A 1773-nucleotide genomic window follows, 5' to 3' on the forward strand; every position below is an offset into this window, starting at 1 on the left:
GGTGGTGGTAAGCGGCTGATCGGCTATGTGGTCCCGGAAGGGCCTGTCGACGCCGCCGAGTTGCGTTCGTTCATGCGGGGGCGGCTGCCCGATTACATGGTGCCGGCGGTGTTCATGACGGTGGATGGTCTGCCGTTGACCGCCAACGGCAAGGTGGATCGCAAGGCGCTGCCCGAACCTGACCCGGTGACGGCGGCGGGGGTGGAGTATGTGCCGCCACGCACGGCCAACGAGGTCGTGCTGGCGGGGATCTGGTCGCAGGTGCTGGGGGTGGAGCGGGTCGGGTTGCACGACAACTTCTTCGAGTTGGGCGGCGATTCGATCCTGAGCTTGCAGATCGTGGCTCGGGCCAGGGCGGCGGGGCTGCGGCTGGATGTGGCGGATGTGTTCGCGCGGCAGAGTGTGGGTGAGCTGGCCGCGGCGGTGCGGCTTACGGCCACGCCGGTGCTGGCCGAGCAGGGGACGGTGTCGGGGTCGGTGTTGTTGACGCCGATCCAGCATTGGTTCGTCGAGCAGGACATCGCCGATCGGGATCATTGGAACTGGTCGGGCATGTTCGAGCTCGCGCAGGGGGCCGATGCCTCGGCGTTGGCGCGCGCGGTGGATGCTGTGATCAGGCACCATGACGCGCTGCGGATCCGCTTCGCCTACGATCCCGCACGGCAGGCGTGGGTGCAGCACAATGCCCCGGCTGAGGAGGGCGAGGTCTTCTCGGTCGTGGATGCGGTCGGGATGGGTGAGGCCCAGGTCGCCGAGCGGATGACCGTCGCGCAGACGTCGTTAAGCCTGGCCGATGGACCGCTGATCCGGGTGGTCCACTTCGATCGGGGCGAGGAGCCGGGCTGGCTGGGGATCACCGTTCATCACCTGGTGATGGACGGGGTGTCCTGGAACGTCCTGCTGGAGGACCTCGACAGCGCTTACCGAGGCGAGTCGCTGCCTGCCAAGACGACGTCCTTCCAGCAGTGGGCCGAGCGACTGCACGCCTTCGCCGGCACAGAGCGCGTGCGCGAGCAGCTCCCTTACTGGACTCAGCAGCTTGATTCCACCTTCATGGTGCCCGTTGATGATGCGGCCGGTGCCAACACCGAAGCCTCCAGCGAGATCGTCCGGGCAACCTTGGACGCCGAGACGACTTCGGCGCTGCTGACCCGCGCGCACAAGGCGTATCGGACGCAGATCAACGATGTGCTGCTGGCCGGGCTGTTGCAGGCGCTGGGTGAGTGGGCGGGCACCGATGCGGTGACGATCGATCTGGAGAGTCACGGCCGGGAGGCCATCGCCGAAGAGGTCGATCTGTCACGGACGCTCGGCTGGTTTACCTCGATCTATCCGGTGACGTTGTCGAGCGATGATCTCAGCGAGCCGGGCAGGGTTCTCAAGTCGGTCAAGGAGCAGTTGCGGAGCAGTCCTGACCGTGGTGTGGGTTATGGGGCGCTGCGTTATCTGACGGGTGAGCTGGGTCAGGTGGCGAGTCCGCAGGTGCTGTTCAACTACGGTGGCGCGTTCGATGCCGCCGGGGATGACGAGGTGGGTCTGTTGGCTCGGGAGTTGTCTCCTGAGCTGTATGGCCCGAGTGAGGGCCAGGAGCAGACTCGCTCGCATCTGTTGCAGGTGGAGGTGTCGCAGACCGCTGATGGTGAGATGGCGTTCGAGTGGTACTTCTCCACGAACGTGCACCGGCCGGAGACCATCCAGCGGGTCGCGGAGAGCTATGTGCGGGCGTTGCGGGCGTTGGTGGAGCATTGTCTGTCGCCGGGGGCGGGTGGGTTC

The 1773-nt window shown here is 66.3% G+C and carries 1 protein-coding gene; it reads left to right on the forward strand.

From position 1 onward, the window contains the following. On the forward strand, positions 1-1773 hold a 1773-nt coding region (locus DQW85_RS07445), incomplete at both ends, for a condensation domain-containing protein (RefSeq protein WP_240196998.1).

The organism is Nonomuraea lactucae (assembly GCF_003313395.1).
GTDB classification, from domain to species: domain Bacteria; phylum Actinomycetota; class Actinomycetes; order Streptosporangiales; family Streptosporangiaceae; genus Nonomuraea; species Nonomuraea lactucae.